Below are 18,098 nucleotides of genomic sequence, written 5' to 3'. Positions count from 1 at the left end.
AGCGTGAACCACCTGATCCCTTGCCGAACTCAGTAGTGAAACCGCTTAGCGCCGATGGTAGTGTGGGGTCTCCCCATGCGAGAGTAGGTCATCGTCAGGCACTTATTGTGAAAAATCCCCCGGGGCTCGCGCCTCGGGGGATTTTTTTATGTGCGATACTTCGCATGCCGCGCTCGGTTTTACACTTCACTTCATGTACGCCCTTTACTCCTCACATGCGCTATTCAATCTGTGTCAAAATTGTCCTTCTCAAGGAGGATTGCCATGACACAAATGCGCTGGGAGCAGCTACTCTCCCCTCGACGTCTTCACGATCAGCGCCCGGGCCATACGCGGGAAATTGGCCGGACGCCCTTTCACAAGGATCACGACCGAATCGTCTTTTCAGGCTCCTTTCGGCGTCTGGGACGCAAGACCCAGGTACATCCGCTGACCGAAAACGACCATATCCATACACGCCTGACTCACTCGCTGGAAGTCGGCTGTGTGGGACGCTCGCTGGGCATGATCGTGGGCGAGCTGCTGCATGACCATCTTCCCGAGTGGATCACCCCCGCAGACTTGGGGGTCATCGTGCAAACTGCCTGCCTGGGGCACGATATTGGCAACCCCCCTTTCGGCCATGCCGGCGAGTATGCAATTCGCGACTGGTTCCGGCGAGCGCAAGGCAGCGGCCTGCTTGATGGTCTATCAGAAGCCGAACGGGAAGACCTGCTGACCTATGAAGGCAACGCTCAGGGCTTTCGGGTCATTACTCAGATTGAATATAACCAGTTCAATGGCGGCATGCGCCTGTCGGCGGCCACGCTCGGTACACTGCTCAAGTATCCCTGGACCGTGCGCTACAGCGGACGCGCTGGCAAGTTTGGCTGCTATCAGTCCGAGCAGGCCCTGCTTGCCGAAGTGGCCGAGGCCGTAGGCCTGCTGCCTCAAGGAGAGCAGCGCTGGTGTCGTCATCCACTGGCCTGGCTGGTCGAAGCCGCGGACGACATCTGCTATGCCCTGCTGGATCTCGAAGACGGTCTGGAGATGGGGATCCTGCGCTACGAAGAGGTCGTGGAGATTCTGCGCCAGATCGCTGGCGAATTTCCCCCCGAATATGAAGAGATGCAGAATCGCCAGGTCTCCCAGCGTCGACGTATTGCCCTGCTGCGCGGTGCGGCCATGGAGCGGGCGGTCAACGACGTAGGGGCGGTATTCGTTCAGCACGAGCAGGCGCTATTAAGCGGCACGCTCAAGGAAGATCTGCTCGAACTCTGCCATCCGGATCTGGGATGGGGCGTCCGAGCTGCCAAGCAGCTGGCCCGTGAACGCATCTTTCAGAACGAACGCAAGGCCAAGCTCGAGATCGGCGCCTACACGACGCTGGGTATTCTGCTGGAGGCTTTCATCGGGGCCGCCCACGAGCTGCACCATACCGGGCAATCATCCTTCAAGCATCAGCGGGTGCTGGCTCTGATCGGTGAGAATACGCCGCTGCCTTCCTGGCCACTGTATGACAGCTACCGGCGCATGCTGGATTTCATTGGTGGAATGACCGACCACTACGCCGTGGATCTGGCTCAGGAGATGGGCGGACGGCTGCGCGGCGATTGATGAGGATGGTTAGGCCGACGGCTGACGCAGATGGCGCAGCTCTACCAGCCGCGCCCGTTCCATCAGCAGATATATGATCTTGTCATGGATCGGGTCGCTGAGCGTGCCCGGCTTCAGATCGGTAAGCTGCTTGGAGAGCTGCTCGCCGCTGAACACCAGAACGTCGCCCGCTGATTCGGTCGTATCGATTTCCCAGCCGGGAAGCACCAGCACGCCACGTACCGGCACCGGTACACCGCAGCGCCGCTCCAGCCACTGGGTGAGCCAGGCGACCGCCTGGCGAGTCTTGTGCAGCGGCCGACGCTCATGCCAATGAGGAAAGCGTAGCCGTTCGCGCTCTACTGCTACCTGATTGAGTTCGCGTCCGTCAGAGCCGATCGCCAGCGCCCGAGCGCGAGTTTCGAGTACGAAAACGCCGTGAGGCGTGACCACCACGTGGTCGATGGTAAAGCTGTCGGTAGGCACATCATGAAATACGTAGTAGGGGTGGGCCTCGGGGCGGATCAGCCGCTCGAGCTCCTGGCCCACGGCCAGCTCGCAGGCAAGGCCCAGCTTGAGCCGGCGAATGCGCTGGTAATCACGTACCAGCAGCAGCGAAAAGGCGAGTACCAGCAAGGTGCTCAATAGCCCGTAGAGCGCCCACTCGACCCACTCCTGACGGCTGACGAACAGCATTCTGCCCATGCCGTATACCAGCGGCGCCAGGCTGATGATCGGGCCAAGGGCGCCGTTTAAAAACAGGCTGGCAAACGCTTGGTCAAGGCGATGGCGCAGCGCTTGCCCCGGCTCCCGCAGCGGTGCATCGAAAGGCGACTGAACGCGCGCATCGTGCAGGTTACGCAGCGCAATCACGATGCCGCCCATGGCGGCCATGGGGAACAGAAAAATGAGCGGTAGCAGGTATTCCAGCCAAACCATTACAGTGCCTTGCCGTTTAGCGGCCTGCCCCGAGGCAAGCCTGAGAGTAGAGATTTCGGCTATCCGCCCGCCAGCTTGACCTTGTACCCCTGGGCGGTTAACGCCTCGCGCAGTGTCTCACGGTGGTCGCCCTGAATCTCGATGATGCCATCCTTCACGGCACCGCCGGTACCGCAGCGCTTCTTGAGCGTCTTGGCAAGCGTCTTGAGTTCGGCACTTGCAAGCGGAATGCCACTGATCGTGGTAACGCCCTTGCCCTTGCGACCGCTGGTTTCACGGCGAATGCGCACGACACCATCCAGAGCGGCAAGGCGCGCCTGTTCACCGCTCTCGTCACAGCGGCACTCATCCAGCGCTTCGCGACAGCCAGGGCAGGTCTTGCCATGTTCGGTCGAATACACAAGCCCGCCGAGCTGGTCACGTAAAGAGCCCATGATTATCCTCCGGTTGAGCGTCGGGAAACCGGCGTACGCCAGACTTCCCGGTAGAGACGTTCGATCACGCCAGGTAACTGATGCATCGTGTGAATCATGATGGCGTTTTCCGGCGTTTCTTCAGCCTCGGGAAAGCGATTCAGGTGGATGACCGTCATGCCCGCCTCCAGTGCTGCACGCACGCCGACCAGCGCATCATCAATGGCGATACAGTTCTGCGCACTATAGCCCATGATGCTGGCGGCGTGCAGATGCAGACAGGGTTCGGGCTTCCAGCAGTTGGCGGTATAGCCACTGAACAGGCGGTTGCCGAAATACGAGGTCAGCCCTGTGGTTCTCAAGGCGGTTTGTATCTTGCTTTCGGGGCCGTTGGAAACTACCGCACTGGGGTAGGCGGAAAGTGCCGCCAATGCCTCACCCGCGCCGGATATCAGCGTAAGCTCCTGAGCGAGCCGGTCGGCCAGCTTGGACCGCATGGCGCTTTCCATCTGGTCGAGCTGGCCTGGGTCTACCTCACCATGGCGCTTTTGTAGTTCGGCCACGATACGCCGAAAGCGGGCGCCGCGAAATTCGCCCAGATAATCTGAGGCAGCGAAGGGTAAGCCAACGGAGTTGAGACCAACCGCCATCTCTTCGGCAAGCAGCGGTTCACTATCGACGAGGGTGCCATCACAATCAAACAGCAAAAGTGGAAGTGGCATGGAAGAAATCCTTGCAGCGACTCAAACGCTACCCGTGTTGGTTAAAGCCAGCCAGATGTCTATTGAACGGGATTTTAAACCTTTTGTGAACACTGTTTCATAATTTTTTCCGGCTACTTTTCTGCATCCATTTGGGAAAACCCGTACTGGCGTTTGAAAAGAGGTTGGCCAACCAGATGTGCAACGCGTTAAAAGCGTGTTTTCTATACCCTTTAGCTTAATGAGTCCAAGAACGGCTATAGTAGAGAGGCAATATTGCATGAATCATGAAAAGGAGCTTTCCATGCGCCTAACCCCTTGGCTGCTTTCGCTGATGCTGAGTGCTCCGCTACTGGCGACGGCAGGCAGTGCCCTTGCCGAACCTGAGCCCGAAAACGATAGCGGGCAACATGAGCCCCTGGACGATGCCGCTCTTGAAGAGAAGTATGGTATCAAGGCCGGCGCCGTTCAGCGTGATGACGATGCGGCGACAGCCGATGATGCAGACAATGCCGATACACAAGACGAGACAAACACGCCCACGGCCGATAGTGGCAATACGGCAAACGATGATGAAGAGAGCGAAGAAGAAGTAGAAAGTGACGGTGGTGAGCCGGTCACTGCGCATAATGGTGATGCTGACAGCCAGGAAACAGAAGGCGGCACGGGCGGCACCGGCAGCGCCGAAGACGCCATCGAAGCCGGAGAAGATGAAAAGAGCAATGACGACAACGATGGCGAAAGCGAACAAGACACTGGCGTCAGGCAGTGACCCTTCAGCGTGCCAGGCGCCTTGAATTGGCGCTGCTGCGCTGATGGTAGGGCTGCATGGCTTGGCGGCTGGTTACCCACCAGGGAGCATGCCGGCCGTCAAGCATGTCGAGAAAGGTCTTTTGCATGGCCAGACCCGCTTCCATGCTGGCTTCGAGCTTTTCCGTCACCATGCGCTGGTTCTCCTTCATCATTCGCGGGCTAAAAAAGGGTTGTGTCTGCCATAGCTGGTTGCGTCGGGCAATGGTGGAAAAGGAGGATGTCCAGAGCTCGAAGGCCATGACACTCACCTGCCATACATCCAGCAGCGCGAAAGGTGACATGGGTATCAGGGCAGGCTGAGTAGCTCGTTTCATGGAAAGTCTCCGTGGATGGACGCCTGCTCAGTGTTGGCCTCTTCATGCTGCAATGCAATAACTATTTGTGCCTGCCGTTCATTCGGCATAAAAAAAGACGGCCAGGTGGCCGTCTTTTTTGCGTCATACGCCGACTTACTTGACTTTCGGGTCCAGCTCGCCGCGTGAGTAGCGGTTGAACATCTCTTCCAGGTTGATCGGCTTGATCTTGCTGGCGTTGCCGGCAGTGCCAAAGGCTTCATAACGGGCGATACACAGGTCGCGCATGGCCGTCACGGTTTCCTTGAGGAACTTGCGCGGGTCGAACTCGGATGGGTTCTGCGCCATGAAACGACGCACCGCGCCGGTGGACGCCAGACGCAGGTCGGTATCGATGTTGACCTTGCGCACGCCGTGCTTGATGCCTTCCACGATCTCTTCGACCGGCACGCCGTAGGTTTCCGGAATCTCGCCGCCGTACTGGTTGATCACCTCGAGCCACTCCTGGGGCACAGACGAGGAGCCGTGCATGACCAGGTGGGTATCGGGAATACGCGCGTGGATCTCCTTGATGCGCTGGATGGACAGCGTATCGCCGGTCGGCGGCTTGGTGAACTTGTAAGCGCCGTGGCTGGTGCCGATGGCGATTGCCAGCGCATCCACATGGGTGGCCTTGACGAACTCGGCCGCTTCTTCCGGGTCGGTCAGCAGCTGTTCCATGTCCAGCTTGCCTTCCGCGCCGATGCCGTCCTCTTCACCGGCCATGCCGGTTTCCAGGCTGCCCAGGCAGCCAAGCTCCCCCTCGACGGAAACGCCACAGGCGTGGGCCATCTCGACGGTGCGGCGTGTCACATCGACATTATAGGCGTAGTCGGTGGGCGTCTTGCCGTCTTCGCCCAGCGAGCCATCCATCATCACCGAGGAGAAACCCAGTTGAATGGAGCGCTGGCAGACCGCGGGGCTGGTGCCATGGTCCTGGTGCATGACCACCGGAATGTGCGGGAACTCTTCAACGGCAGCCAGGATCAGGTGGCGCAAAAAAGGCGCGCCGGCGTATTTGCGGGCGCCCGCGGAGGCCTGCACGATCACCGGCGAGTCGGTCGCGTCCGCCGCTTCCATGATCGCGCGCATCTGTTCGAGGTTGTTGACGTTGAATGCCGGAATGCCGTAGCCATATTCGGCGGCGTGGTCGAGCATCTGACGCATGCTGATCAAAGCCATGGGGTCACCTTCTTCAAGTTATCAGTGTGAACGAGAGCGGTACTTTGCCGTCAATTCGTTTCATGTTAGCTGCGTTTAACGGCTTCTTCGAGCGCGACGACCGCAGGCAGCTGCTTGCCCTCAACGTATTCGAGGAACGCGCCGCCGCCGGTCGAGATATACGAGACGCGATCGGCAATGGCGTATTTATCAATGGCGGCTAACGTATCACCCCCGCCGGCAATAGAAAATGCCGAGCTTTCGGCAATCGCCTGAGCGATGACTTCGGTGCCCTTGCCAAACTGATCGATTTCAAACACCCCGACCGGGCCGTTCCACAGGATGGTGCCCGCGTCTTTCAGCATGCCGGCCAGGTTGGCTGCGGTCTCAGGGCCAATATCCAGAATCATCTCGTTGTCGGCGACCTGATTCACCGGCTTGACTACCGCCTCGGCGGATTCGGAAAATTCGGTGGCCACGACGACGTCGGTAGGCAGCGGAATCGATACCTTCTCCATCAATGCCTTGGCCTGGTCGATCAGGTCCGCTTCGTGGAGCGATTTGCCGACATTATAACCCGCCGCGGCGATAAAGGTGTTGGCGATGCCCCCGCCCACGATCAGCTGGTCGCACTTTTCGGAAAGCGCGGTAAGTACCTCAAGCTTGGTGGATACCTTGGAGCCGCCCACGATGGCGGCCATGGGGCGCGCGGGATTGGCAAGGGCCTTCTCGAGGGCATCCAGCTCCTGGGCAAGCAAGGGGCCAGCGCAGGCGCTGGGTGCAAAGCGGGCAACGCCGTGCGTCGAGGCCTGGGCGCGGTGGGCGGTACCGAAGGCGTCCATCACGAACACGTCGCAAAGAGCGGCGTACTGCTTGGCAAGCGCTTCGTCATCCTTCTTTTCGCCCTCGTTGAAGCGCACGTTCTCAAGCAGCACGACTTCGCCGTTTTCAAGGGTTGGCGGGGTCTGCAGGTAGTCGCTGACCAGTCTGACCGGCTGGCCCAGCAGCTCGCCCAAGTGTGCTGCCACCGGAGCAAGCGAGAACTCCTCGTCCGTTTTTCCTTCGGTGGGGCGGCCAAGGTGGCTCATCAGCATTACCCTGGCACCCGCCTTCACTGCCGCCTGGAGGGTAGGCAGCGCCGCTTTCAGGCGCGCATCGCTGGATACCTTGCCATGCTTGATCGGCACGTTCAGGTCTTCACGAATCAGCACGCGTTGCCCTTCCAGGGGCAGGTCGGTCATTTTTTGCACGTTCATGTGAGCGGTTTCCTCGTCTTCCAGGCGGTGAATCAGGTGGTGATATGACAACCTATGGTGAAGCGGCGGTGTCTTTGGAGAGCATCGCCAGGTGTCGGGCAATATCGAGCATGCGGTTGGCAAACCCCCACTCGTTATCGAACCAACATAAGAGCTTGATCAGGCGTTTGCCAGCCACGCGGGTCTGGGTGGCATCGAAAATGCCCGAGTGCGGGTCGTGGTTGAAATCGATCGATGCCATGGGCGCTTCGGTAAAGCCGAGCACGCCGGCAAGATGGGTCTGGCTTGCGCGCTGCAGCAGCGCGTTGACTTCCTCGGCACTGGTGTCGCGGCGCACGGTCAACGCGGCGTCCATGGCAGAGACGTTGATGGTGGGCACGCGCACGTGCAGGCACTCGAAGCGCTCGGCCAGATTAGGCATCAAGCGGCTGATGCCGCGCGCCAGGCCGGTATCCACCGGCACGATGGACTGCATGGCCGAGCGAGTCAGGCGCAGATCGGTCTGGTGATAGGCATCGATCACCGGCTGGTCGTTCATCGCCGAGTGGATGGTAGTGGTCACCCCATGCTCAAGCCCCAGCGCTTCATCCAGCACGGTCAGCAGTGGCACCAGGCAGTTGGTGGTGCAAGACGCCGCTGAAAGAATGCGCTGGGAAGGCGCAAGCTCGTGCTGATTGATGCCCCACACGATGGTGGCATCGACATCGTTCTCGGCGGGCTGTGAAAACAGCAGGCGCCTGGCGCCCGCGGCCAGATGCTTTTCAGCGGTCGCGCGGTCCTTGAAGCTGCCCGAGCACTCCAGCACCAGGTCGATATCCAGTGCCTGCCAGGGAAGCTTGGTGGGGTCTTGTTCGCACAGCACCTTGATGCGCTGGCCCTTGACCACCAGCCACTCACCGTCGCTCTCGACCTCGCCGGGAAAACGTCCGTGGGTCGTATCGTAGCGGGTCAAGTAGGTAATGGTGGCAAGGTCTGACAGTTCGTTGATGGCAACGATTTCAAGCGACGGGTCGCCGCGTTCGACCAGGGCACGCAGTACGCACTGGCCAATGCGTCCATAGCCATTGATGGCGATGCGATAGGTCGTCGCGTGCGTAGAGGCAGAATTAGCCATGCAGGAAGGCGGCTCTTAAAAGTGAATCAGTGACCGTGGTTAACCAGAACATCGGCGATGATAGCGTATTTCAGCCCCCCACGCCTATCAGGCGCCAGGCCAGCGGCAGCAGCAGGGCGGTGAAAATACCCGTCAGACTCATGCCCAGCGACGCAAAGGCCCCGGCGGTGGGGCCGATTTCAAAGGCACGCACCGTGCCGATGGCATGGCCGTTAAGCCCCAGCGCAAAGCCGATGATGCGTTCATCCTCGATCTTCAAAAGCCGCGCGGCGATGCCCGTGAACGCTGCCGTGGCAACGCCGGTTACCAGCAGGGCGCCCAGCAATAGCGCCACCGAGCCACCGATCTGCTCGGTAATGCCAATCGCGATAGGCGCGGTGACTGATTTGGCGGCAAGAGAGGCCAGAATGAGCGGCGGGCTGCCCAGCAGCCAGGCAATCATGACCGCGTAGCACGCCGCCAGGCTTGCCGCGATGGGCAGGCAGATGGTGATCGGGCGCCAGAGGACGCGGATATGCGGCAGCTGTTGATAAAGCGGCATGCCCAGCGCCACGGTGGCTGGCCCCAGCAGAATGGTCAGCCAGCGGGCATCCTCGCGATAGCGTTCATAAGGCAGGCCAATCACTGCGAGGGTCGCGGCCAGCAGCAGTGCAGCCATCAGAATGGCCGGCAGCCAGGTAGGCTTTTTCAAGCGCTTGAAAGCGAGGTTGCCGAGCAGGAACGCCGCCAGGGTCAGTCCGACGGCAAACAGCGGGGTTGCACTCAAGATGTCCAGCGGAGAGCTAGCGGGCATGCTGGCTCTCCATCAGGCGCTTGAGCAGCCACAAGGTGGTGGTCACGCTCAGCAGCGTGCCCACCACCAGAGCGCAAAGAATGGCTGGCCACTGGCCGGCGAGTTCATCGAGAATGAAGAACACACCGACCACACCCGGCATGATCAACATGGCGAGCAGGGCAATCAGCGGTTGAGCGGCGGCGGCAATGCTGCCGGGCACGCGGCCATGCAAGGCCAGCGTAATACTCAACAGCAGCATGCCGACCACCCCGGAAGAGACAGGTAGACCGGTGAAGTGGACGACCACTTCACCGATGAGCCAGTAGCTAATCAGCCATAGAAAGCCAACCAGAGCCGGCACGGTCAGCCAAGCAGTTCGTTGGCTTGCTTGAGGACGTTCTCGACCGTAAAGCCAAAGTGCTTGAACAGCTCGCCAGCAGGGGCCGATTCACCATAGGTGGTCATGCCGATCACGCGACCTTCAAGACCCACGTACTTGTACCAGTAGTCGGCGTGGCCCGCTTCGATGGCGATACGCTTGGTCACCGCACTTGGCAGGACGCTTTCACGGTACTCGGCATCCTGGCCGTTGAAGCGGTAGGTCGACGGCATGGACACCACGCGCACCGCCTTGCCCTGCTTCTCGAGTTCGTCGGCAGCCTCCATGGCCAGCGCCACTTCGGAGCCGGTGGCAATCAGGATCAGCTCCGGCGTGGTATCTGCATCCTTCAACACGTAACCGCCGCGCTGAATGGAGGCCAGCTGGGCCTTGTCGCGCTGCTGATGCGGCAGATTCTGGCGTGACAGCACCAGAGCCGTCGGGCCGGAGTGACGCTTGATCGCGGCATCCCAGGCGGCGGCGGTTTCCACCGCGTCACACGGGCGCCAGGTGTTCAGGTTCGGCGTGGTGCGCAGGCTGGTCAACTGCTCGATCGGCTGGTGGGTCGGGCCATCTTCACCCAGGCCAATGGAGTCGTGGGTGAAGACGTAGATCGCCTGCTGCCCCATGAGCGCGGCCATGCGCACGGCGTTGCGCATGTACTCCATGAAGATCAGGAAGGTAGCGCCGTAGGGCACGAAGCCGCCATGCAGTGCGATACCGTTCATCACCGCGCCCATGCCGAACTCGCGCACGCCGTAGTGCAGGTAGTTGCCGCTGGCATCTTCCGGAGTGATCGCCTTGGCACCTTTCCAGAAGGTCAGGTTCGACGGCGCAAGGTCGGCGCTTCCGCCGAGGAGCTCCGGCATCTGCGGGCCAATCACGTTGAGCGCTTCCAGCGACGCCTTGCGCGAGGCGATGCTGTCGCCCTTTTCCTGGGCCTTCTGAATCAGCGCTTCGGTGGCAAGCTCGGCAGGCAGCTGGGCCTTCATGCGGCGCTTGAATTCGCGTGCCTCGGTGGGGAAGGCTTCAGCGTAGCGGGCAAAGCGGCTTTCCCACTCCTGCTGGCGGGTCTTGCCGGCGTCGCGGGCATCCCAGCCTGAGTAGACCGGCTCGGGAATATGGAACGGCGCGTGGGGCCAGTCGAGCTGCTTGCGGGCCAGCGCGACTTCCTCTTCGCCCAGCGGAGCGCCGTGAGACTCTTCCTTGCCCTGCTTGTTGGGCGAGCCAAAGCCGATGATGGTCTTGCAGATGATCAGGCTGGGCTTGTCATCGTTCTGCTTGGCAAGCTCGATGGCCGCCTTGATCTCTTCGGGCTTGTGGCCGTCGACATTGGGCACCACGTGCCAGCCGTAGGCTTCGAAGCGTTTGGCGGTGTCGTCGGTAAACCAGCCCTCCACTTCCCCGTCGATCGAGATGCCGTTGTCATCGTAAAGCGCGATCAGCTTGCCAAGCTGCTGAGTGCCGGCAAGCGACGCCGCTTCGTGGGAAATGCCTTCCATCAGGCAGCCATCGCCCAGAAAGCACCAGGTGTGGTGATCCACAATGGTGTGGCCCGGGCGGTTGAACTGCGCCGCCAGCGTCTTCTCGGCAATGGCAAACCCGACGGCATTGGCGAAGCCCTGGCCCAGAGGGCCGGTGGTGGTCTCGATGCCCGGGGCATAGCCGAATTCCGGGTGGCCGGCGGTGGGGGAGTGCAGCTGGCGGAAGTTCTGCAGCTGTTCCAGGCTTAGTTCGTAGCCGCTCAAGTGCAGCAGCGAGTAGAGCAGCATGGAGCCGTGCCCATTGGAGAGCACGAACCGGTCACGATCGGCCCACTTGGGATCTTCGGGGTTGTGCTTGAGGTAGTCATTCCAAAGCACCTCGGCAATATCAGCCATGCCCATGGGGGCGCCAGGGTGGCCGGACTTGGCTTTCTGAACGGCATCCATGGAAAGGGCGCGAATGGCATTGGCCAGCTCAAAACGGGACGGCATGGGGTGCTCCTCGCCTGAAAACGGAAAGATGAAAGGCGCTATTGTCGCCGACTTCCCAGGTGGCGGCAAATATGACGACAAATTCTGCCTTGTGCGTTCTGGGAAGCCGGGCCGACAGCGTGTAGACTCTGCCCCCCGAGGCGGCAGTACCGTCTCCGATACGGGCAGGGAGCCTCCTGCCGTGATTTCCTGCTGATGCTGTGGATTGCACAGCCGTCATACAGAGGGTCGAGAGCGCGATGAGCGAATATTCCCTGTTTACCTCGGAGTCCGTCTCCGAAGGTCATCCCGACAAGATTGCCGACCAGATTTCTGATGCGGTACTGGATGCCATTATTGCCCGGGATAAACAGGCACGGGTTGCTTGTGAAACCATGGTGAAAACCGGTGTGGCGATCATCGCCGGCGAAATTACCACCTCCGCCTGGGTGGATCTGGAAACGCTGGTGCGCGATGTGATTACCGACATCGGCTACACCTCTTCTCACGTGGGCTTTGACGGTGCCACCTGTGGCGTCATCAATCTGATCGGCAAGCAGAGTGTGGAGATCGCCCAGGGTGTCGATCGCGTGAAGCCCGAAGATCAGGGCGCGGGTGACCAGGGGCTGATGTTCGGTTACGCGACCAACGAAACCGACTCCTTCATGCCGGCGCCGATCCACTACTCGCACCGCCTGGTCGAGCGTCAGGCGGAGCTGCGCAAGAATGGCCTGCTGCCGTGGCTGCGTCCGGACGCCAAGAGCCAGGTAACCTTCCGTTATGACGCGCAGGGCCAGCCGTGTGGCGTTGATGCGGTGGTACTCTCGACCCAGCACGACCCCGAAATCGATCAAGAAGATCTGCGCAAGATGGTCAAGCGCGAGATCATCGAGCAGGTCCTTCCGGCAGAGTGGCTCAACGAGAACACTCAGTACCACATCAACCCGACCGGCAAGTTCGTGATCGGCGGCCCGGTGGGCGACTGTGGTCTGACCGGGCGCAAGATCATCGTCGATACCTACGGTGGCATGGCTCGTCACGGCGGCGGCGCGTTCTCGGGCAAGGATCCTTCCAAGGTCGATCGCAGCGCCGCCTACGCCGGGCGCTATGTCGCCAAGAACGTGGTCGCGGCCGGGCTTGCCGACAAGTGCGAGATCCAGGTTTCCTACGCGATCGGCGTGGCCGAACCGACCTCGGTCTCCATCGATACCTTCGGCACCGGCAAGATCGATGATGCTCGCATCGTCGAGCTCGTGCGCGAACACTTCGACCTGCGTCCCTACGCGATCACCAAGATGCTCGACCTGCTTCACCCGATGTACCAGCTGACCGCGGCCTACGGCCACTTCGGCCGTGCACCGTTCGAGCACAGCTACACCTGGGTGGACGATAAGGGCGAACAGCACAGCGAAACCTTTACCGCCTTCCCCTGGGAGAAGACCGATAAAGCGGACGCGCTGCGCCAGGCCGCCAATCTGTAAGACATTTGCTACGCTGTGTGTAGGAAAACGCCCCTTTGGCTCTGCCGGGGGCGTTTTTTATTGCCCACTGGTTTAGGCTGAAGAAAAACAATCTGAACAAGAGGCGTGCCATGGTGGCAATACGCAAGCGCGGCCCGAGCGGGCGTGGATTCATTTTCGGCTGGGCGGTCGGGCTGCTGCTCTGGGGGCAGCAGGGCCTGGCCGCAGAATGCCCGGCATGGGACGAGGCCCAGCTCAAGCAGGAGACCCAGGCGCTCGCTGCCCAGATCGCCCAGTGGGACCACGCCTATCATGAAGAGGGCATCTCGCTGATCGACGATGGTCTTTACGACCAGGCGCTCGCCCGGATGCAGGGCTGGCGGGCGTGCCTGGACGACCCGACGCCCCACCGGCCGCTCACTCGGATAACCTCGAGCCGCGGTACGCTGGCCCACCCCGCTGCTCAGCAGGGGCTCGACAAGACCGACGAGCGCGGCGTGCAGCGCTTCACCAGCCGCCGGGAAAATCTCTGGATCCAGCCCAAGGTGGACGGCGTGGCGGTGACCCTGCGCTACCAGGCGGGTGAGCTGGTCGAAGCGGTCAGCCGCGGCGATGGCATCGAGGGGCAGGACTGGACCGCGCGTGCCCTGGCGCTTCCCGGCGTGCCCAACACGCTGCCATCACCCGTTTCCGCGATACTTCAGGGCGAGCTCTACTGGCGCCTGGATGATCATGTCCAGTCCCGCACGCCCGCCTCCGGGGCAAGGGGCGCGGTGGCGGGCGCCATGGCCCAGGCAGACCCCACGCAGGAAACCAGGGAGCGAGTGGGGCTTTTTGTATGGGGCTGGCCGGACGGACCCACCGCGATGGCCGAGCGGCTGGCCGGGCTCAGCGCGCTGGGGTTCGATACACCCAGCTACACCCATTTGCTGGATGGCGAACACGATGCGGCCTACTGGCGCGAGGCGTGGTTCAACGGTGTGCTGCCCTTCGCCACGGACGGCGTGGTCATCAAGCAGGCCGAGCGGCCCGGCATTCGGCGCTGGTCCAGCAGCCCGCCAGAATGGGCGGTTGCCTGGAAATACCCTACCCAGCAGGCGCTGGCGCAAGTGCGCGGCGTGGAGTTTCGGGTCGGGCGCACCGGGCGGGTGACACCGCTGCTCTGGCTCTATCCGGTTCAACTGGAGGGGCGGCGCATCAGCCGGGTGTCGCTGGGTTCACTCTCCCGCTGGGAAAGCCTGGATCTGCGCCCCGGTGATCAGGTCGCCATCACCCTGGCCGGGCTTACTATTCCCCGCTTTGAAGAGGTGATATGGCAAACCCAGACGCGCGCCCCCGTCGCGGCACCTTCCGATGACGCCTACCACTTGCTGAGCTGCTTTCAGGATAGCCCCGCCTGTAGAGGACAGCTGCTGGCGCGGCTTGCCTACCTGGGCGAGCAACTGGGCTTTCAGGGCGTCGGCGAAGGCACTTGGCAGGCGCTGCTGGATGCCGGACTGATACCGGACCTGCTGGCCTGGATGACGCTGGAACCCGACCAGCTGCGACAGGCCCACGGCATTGGTGAAGCCCGCAGTGACGCCCTCTACCAGCAGTTTCAAACCGCGTGGACTGCCCCCTATGACGCCTGGCTACAGGCGCTGGGCGTGCCGCCCGCCGGCGCCGCCCCGCTGCCCGACTGGCAGACGGCAAGCGCTTACCAGCCCAGCGATTGGGCGGCCCTGCCGGGCATCGGCCCCGGCAGGGCCGAGGCACTGACTGCCTTTTTCTCCCACCCCGAGGTGCAGGCGATGGCCGGGCAGCTGGGCGCGCTGAACGTGGAGGGTTTCGTCGCTCCCTAGCCAAGCCCGGTGGCACACAGCATGATGCCCAGCTCCCTGGTCACCACCCTGTTGGAGGCCTTGGGCACCATGCCCAGCAGAAGATAAAGCAGTGATCAACATGAGCCGAATTGAAGGCCAAGCGTGGAATCTTTCATTAGCCGCCACCCGGTGAAGCGGCGAGAATACACCAAAGTATCACTCTTTATTGTTCTGCATGAGGAAATCCCATGAGCAGCCAACAGCATCCGCTAGGTATCAGCTTTGAATTCTTTCCGCCCAATACCGATGCCGGGCGTGACAAGCTGATGCTGGTTCGCGATGAGCTGGCCGCCCGCAACCCGCGGTTTTTCTCAGTCACCTACGGCGCCGGTGGTTCTACCCAGGCGCGCACCCGCGATACCGTGCGCACGGTAAGCCAGAGCGGCGTGCAAACCGCCCCGCACCTCTCCTGCATTGGCAGCGAGAAGGCCCAGCTGCGCGACCTGCTCGCCCAGTACCGTGAAGAGGGTGTGAAAAGCCTGGTGGCGCTGCGCGGGGACCTGCCCTCGGGCATGGCGAGCATCGGTGAGCTGCGCTACGCCAATGAGCTGGTGGAGTTCGTGCGTAACGAGACCGGCGATCACTTCGACATTGCGGTGGCGGCTTACCCAGAGGCGCACCCCCAGGCGGCCAACCTTGACCGGGATATCGAAAACTTTGCGCGCAAGATGAAGGCGGGCGCCAACATGGCGATCACCCAGTACTTCTTCACCGCCGAGGCGTATTTCAACTTCGTCGACAAGGCGCGCGGCCTGGGTGTCGACCAGCCGATCATTCCCGGCATCATGCCGATTACCAACTACACCAAGCTGTCGCGCTTTTCCGATGCCTGCGGCGCAGAAATTCCCCGCTGGATGCGCAAGCAGCTGGAAGGTTACGGCGACGACAGCGACGCGATTGCCAAGTTTGGCACCGAGGTGGTCAGTCACCTGTGCCAGCGCTTGCTGGATGGCGGCGCGCCGGGGCTGCATTTTTATACCCTCAACCAGTCTGCACCGGTACTCAAGGTGGTGGACAACCTTGTCGGCTAGGCGCGCGCCTCACCGCCAGACAAAAACGCCCCGCTCATCGAGCGGGGCGTTGTTTCTTGCGGGTCTGGGTTAACCGGCGCTCGCTTCAGCCGCGGTCGGCTTGCCGTTACCAAACTGCTTGCGCTGCATGACCAGCAAGCCTGCTCCGATGGCAAGACCGGCGATGTCGGTATAGATACCGCCGTAGATCATGCACAGGGCGCCTACCAGCATGACCACACGTTTGAGCACGCTCACTGGCCCGAAGAACCACGCCTGGACCATGCCGGACAGCAGAACGATTCCCAGCGTGGCGGTCACGCCCACTCGCAGGATCTGCAGCGGCGTGCCTTCCATCAGCATGGCCGGGCTGTAGAAGAACATGAACGGCACGATGAACGCCGCAAGACCGATCTTGAACGACGCCACCGACGTGCCCATGGGATTGTCGCCGGAAATACCCGCCGCCGCGTAGGAGGCCAGCGCCACCGGCGGGGTAATCGCCGACACCACGGCAAAGTAGAACACGAAGAAGTGCGCAATCAGCGGCTCGATGCCGATGTTGATCAGCCCGGGCGCCACCACGGAGGCGGCGACCGCGTAGGCGGCCGTGGTAGGCATGCCCATGCCCAGCAGGATGCTGATCAGCATGGCAAAGAACAGCGCCAGCAGTTGACTGACGCCAGCCAGGCCCAGCAGCAGCGAAGAGAAGCGCGCGCCGACGCCGGTCAGCGAGATGACCCCCACGATCAGGCCCGCACAGGCGCATACCGCAATGATCTGGATCGACATGGTGCCCGCCAGCTGCAGCGCCTTGAGGATGGCGCGCACGCCCATCTTGTTGGGAGAAATCCAACTGACCACGGCGGCGGAGGCAGTGGCAAGCGTTCCCGCCCGAATGACCGAATAGCCCATGAACAGCGCCACGATCAGGATGATGATCGGCGCAAACAGATAGGCCTGCTTGACGAGTCTGGAGAACAGCGGAATCTCGTCGCGACGCATGCCGCGCATGCCCTTGCGAGCGGCTTCGAAATCGACCATGAAGTAGATCGAGGCGAAGTAGAGAATCGCCGGGATCAGCGCCGCAATGGCGATATCGGTGTACGGAATCCCCGTGACTTCCGCCATGATAAAGGCACCGGCACCCATGATGGGTGGCATGATCTGCCCGCCTGTCGAGGCCGCGGCTTCAATGGCGCCAGCGCTGCGGGCCGGATAACCCACTTTCTTCATCAGCGGGATGGTCAGCGAGCCCGTGGAGACCACGTTGCCGGCTGACGTGCCGTTGATCATGCCCATCAGGCCAGAGGCAAAGATGGATACCTTGGCGGGGCCACCACGAGCGCGCCCGGCGGCGGCAAAGGCGAAGTTGACGAAATAGTCGCCTACTTTCGAAGCCTGCAGGAAGGCCGCGAAAATGATGAACAGGATAATGTAGGTCGAGGAAACCGCGGTGGTCGGGCCGAGAATCCCGGCATCGGTATACACCTGGCTGAAAAAGCGCTGCAGTGAAAGGCCTGGATAACCCAGAAAGCCCGGCAGGTAAGGCCCGGCAAATACGTAGGCCAGGAAAATCGCGGAGATGACCACCAGGGCCAGGCCCGCCACCCGGCGCGTCAGCTCAAGAATCAGCAGCGAGCCGGCAATGGCGGCCCAGGAGATGCCGATGGGCGCAAAGGAGGTGCCGGTCGAGGCGCGCAGCGGTGAGTTGTACATCAGCAGCAGATAGCCGGCGCTGGCCAGCGCGCACACCATCAGCACCAAATCTGCCGGGTTGAACTGATGGCGCGCCTGGCGGAAGAACCAGCTCAGCACGATGGCGGCCGCGGAGGTGGCCATCAAGGGATAGCCGAAGTGCCATGTTTCGACGGCCGGGTCGATGCGCATGGCACCGCCACCCAGCGTCTGCTGCATGACAAATACCTGGGCGAGCGCATAAGCCGCGGGAATCAGCAGGGCGTAGCCCACCCATTTCAGCCAGGCCGGCGAGGCGTTCTGGCCCTCTTCGGCAAAACGGGCGCCGGCAAACAGGCCGTAACCCAGAATCAGTGCCCCGGCGATGTGGACGATGCGAAACGACCACGTCTCCATGGGGTAAACGTTGAGTGAAAACAGGTGAAAGCTTGAGTAGCCAATGGCAAGTGCGGCAAACAGAACGAACTGCCAGCCGGTAAACACACGGCGGTTGGCTTCAACGACCTCTTCATCGACGCCCTCGGCAATGGTGGGCGGCGGTGAAGCAAGCAGGGCATCATCCTTGAGGCCGTCGGGGTTTTGGGGGGTAGCGGGACTCATCGGAGTTCACCCTCACAGCAGAAGCAGATAATGAGCAATAGCCAAAACTGCCCCG

Annotated in this window: 16 protein-coding genes and 1 rRNA gene; 6 read left to right on the top strand and 11 right to left on the bottom strand. The window is 61.6% G+C overall.

Translation table 11 applies throughout. From position 1 onward, the window contains the following. Positions 1-100, top strand: a 5S ribosomal RNA gene (gene rrf, locus HW452_RS16995); the annotation flags it as partial. A gap of 164 nt (positions 101-264) precedes the next feature. Further along, positions 265-1,596: a deoxyguanosinetriphosphate triphosphohydrolase gene (locus tag HW452_RS16990; protein WP_224107287.1), complete on the top strand. Its 1,332-nt coding sequence runs from the start codon at positions 265-267 to the stop codon at positions 1,594-1,596. 9 nt (positions 1,597-1,605) lie between these two features. On the opposite strand, the gene HW452_RS16985 is transcribed toward HW452_RS16990, so the two are convergent. From HW452_RS16985 to HW452_RS16975, 3 genes are read right to left on the bottom strand one after another with little or no spacing between them, the layout of a single operon-like run. After that, positions 1,606-2,514 carry a nuclease-related domain-containing protein gene (locus HW452_RS16985; protein WP_224107286.1) on the bottom strand — a complete coding sequence of 303 codons (909 nt, stop codon included), beginning with the start codon at positions 2,512-2,514 and terminating at the stop codon, positions 1,606-1,608. Between the two features lie 59 nt (positions 2,515-2,573). Further along, the gene (locus tag HW452_RS16980; RefSeq protein WP_224107285.1) at positions 2,574-2,948 is read right to left on the bottom strand and encodes a translation initiation factor Sui1; all 375 of its coding nucleotides are present in this window, start codon (positions 2,946-2,948) and stop codon (positions 2,574-2,576) included. A 2-nt stretch (positions 2,949-2,950) separates the two neighbouring features. After that, complete coding sequence (locus tag HW452_RS16975; RefSeq protein ID WP_224107284.1) at positions 2,951-3,649, bottom strand: HAD-IA family hydrolase; 699 nt, start codon at positions 3,647-3,649, stop codon at positions 2,951-2,953. Positions 3,650-3,932: 283 nt separating this feature from the next. Between HW452_RS16975 and HW452_RS16970 the strand changes: the two genes are divergently transcribed. Further along, the gene (locus HW452_RS16970; RefSeq protein ID WP_224107283.1) at positions 3,933-4,400 is read left to right on the top strand and encodes a hypothetical protein; all 468 of its coding nucleotides are present in this window, start codon (positions 3,933-3,935) and stop codon (positions 4,398-4,400) included. A 4-nt stretch (positions 4,401-4,404) separates the two neighbouring features. Here HW452_RS16970 and HW452_RS16965 read toward each other — a convergent pair whose 3' ends face one another. The 7 genes from HW452_RS16965 to tkt all read right to left on the bottom strand — a co-directional run bounded on the left by HW452_RS16965 (position 4,405) and on the right by tkt (position 11,434). Further along, positions 4,405-4,755: a hypothetical protein gene (locus HW452_RS16965; protein WP_224107282.1), complete on the bottom strand. Its 351-nt coding sequence runs from the start codon at positions 4,753-4,755 to the stop codon at positions 4,405-4,407. A gap of 135 nt (positions 4,756-4,890) precedes the next feature. Further along, positions 4,891-5,955: a class II fructose-bisphosphate aldolase gene (gene fba, locus HW452_RS16960; protein WP_224107281.1), complete on the bottom strand. Its 1,065-nt coding sequence runs from the start codon at positions 5,953-5,955 to the stop codon at positions 4,891-4,893. A 65-nt stretch (positions 5,956-6,020) separates the two neighbouring features. Further along, positions 6,021-7,190: a phosphoglycerate kinase gene (locus HW452_RS16955; protein ID WP_224107280.1), complete on the bottom strand. Its 1,170-nt coding sequence runs from the start codon at positions 7,188-7,190 to the stop codon at positions 6,021-6,023. A 52-nt stretch (positions 7,191-7,242) separates the two neighbouring features. Next, on the bottom strand, positions 7,243-8,304 hold the full coding sequence (locus HW452_RS16950) for a type I glyceraldehyde-3-phosphate dehydrogenase (RefSeq protein ID WP_224107279.1): 1,062 nt from the start codon (positions 8,302-8,304) through the stop codon (positions 7,243-7,245). Between the two features lie 70 nt (positions 8,305-8,374). Continuing rightward, on the bottom strand, positions 8,375-9,097 hold the full coding sequence (locus HW452_RS16945; RefSeq protein WP_224107278.1) for an LrgB family protein: 723 nt from the start codon (positions 9,095-9,097) through the stop codon (positions 8,375-8,377). Then, positions 9,087-9,440, bottom strand: a complete 354-nt coding sequence (locus tag HW452_RS16940) for a CidA/LrgA family protein (RefSeq protein WP_224107277.1) — start codon at positions 9,438-9,440, stop codon at positions 9,087-9,089. Before HW452_RS16940 ends, HW452_RS16945 begins: the two co-directional genes overlap by 11 nt. A 2-nt stretch (positions 9,441-9,442) precedes the next feature. Beyond that, positions 9,443-11,434, bottom strand: a complete 1,992-nt coding sequence (gene tkt / locus HW452_RS16935) for a transketolase (protein ID WP_224107276.1) — start codon at positions 11,432-11,434, stop codon at positions 9,443-9,445. Between the two features lie 239 nt (positions 11,435-11,673). On the opposite strand from tkt, the gene metK reads away from it, so the two are divergent. From metK to metF, 3 genes are all read left to right on the top strand, one after another. Beyond that, positions 11,674-12,894 (top strand): methionine adenosyltransferase, encoded by a 1,221-nt coding sequence (gene metK, locus HW452_RS16930; RefSeq protein ID WP_224107275.1) that lies wholly within the window; start codon positions 11,674-11,676, stop codon positions 12,892-12,894. Positions 12,895-13,004: 110 nt separating this feature from the next. After that, complete coding sequence (gene ligB / locus HW452_RS16925) at positions 13,005-14,714, top strand: NAD-dependent DNA ligase LigB (RefSeq protein WP_224107274.1); 1,710 nt, start codon at positions 13,005-13,007, stop codon at positions 14,712-14,714. A gap of 209 nt (positions 14,715-14,923) precedes the next feature. Further along, positions 14,924-15,766, top strand: coding sequence for a methylenetetrahydrofolate reductase [NAD(P)H] (metF, locus tag HW452_RS16920; protein ID WP_224107273.1), 843 nt, complete (start codon positions 14,924-14,926; stop codon positions 15,764-15,766). A 69-nt stretch (positions 15,767-15,835) separates the two neighbouring features. Here the strand turns inward: metF and HW452_RS16915 are convergent, their stop codons facing one another. Beyond that, positions 15,836-18,043 carry a TRAP transporter permease gene (locus HW452_RS16915; RefSeq protein ID WP_224107272.1) on the bottom strand — a complete coding sequence of 736 codons (2,208 nt, stop codon included), beginning with the start codon at positions 18,041-18,043 and terminating at the stop codon, positions 15,836-15,838. Between the last annotated feature and the right edge of the window lie 55 nt (positions 18,044-18,098).

Origin of the sequence: Vreelandella aquamarina, from assembly GCF_020075495.1 — a bacterium.
GTDB classification, from domain to species: domain Bacteria; phylum Pseudomonadota; class Gammaproteobacteria; order Pseudomonadales; family Halomonadaceae; genus Vreelandella; species Vreelandella aquamarina_A.
Note: the sequence above shows the minus strand (reverse complement) of the source record. Positions and strands in the feature narration are given on the sequence as shown.